This is a genomic window from Salmonella sp. SAL4457, assembly GCF_046548235.1.
Classification (GTDB): Bacteria; Pseudomonadota; Gammaproteobacteria; order Enterobacterales; family Enterobacteriaceae; genus Salmonella; species Salmonella enterica.
Genome location: NZ_JBGDZO010000908.1, coordinates 1 through 253 on the forward strand (window position 1 = coordinate 1; position 253 = coordinate 253).

Consider the following 253-nt stretch of genomic DNA (forward strand, 5'->3'; position numbering starts at 1 on the left):
TATCCGAGGACCGCGCAAAGGCACGATGTGACGGCGGCGATCCTGACGGTGTTGGCCAGAACAGCCCAATAGACGTCGGTCGTGGCAAATTCGCGCCAGTGTTGAAGGGTTGGCCACGGTCTGGCGAAGCTCTTGCCCAACATGAGCAGCAGCGGCAGATCGAATGCAAAGATCATGACGATCAGGAGAGGCCAGAGATAGCTGCCTCTCCTGAGCCATGCCGTGCTGCGCCCGGGCGCGGACCGCATCAGAT

The 253-nt window shown here is 60.9% G+C and carries 1 protein-coding gene; it reads right to left on the reverse strand.

Annotation, left to right across the window (positions count from 1 at the left end; all coding sequences use genetic code 11):
* Window positions 1-253, reverse strand: a 253-nt coding sequence (locus tag ACLJNW_RS26830) for a hypothetical protein (protein ID WP_410961600.1), incomplete at both ends; no start/stop codon positions are given.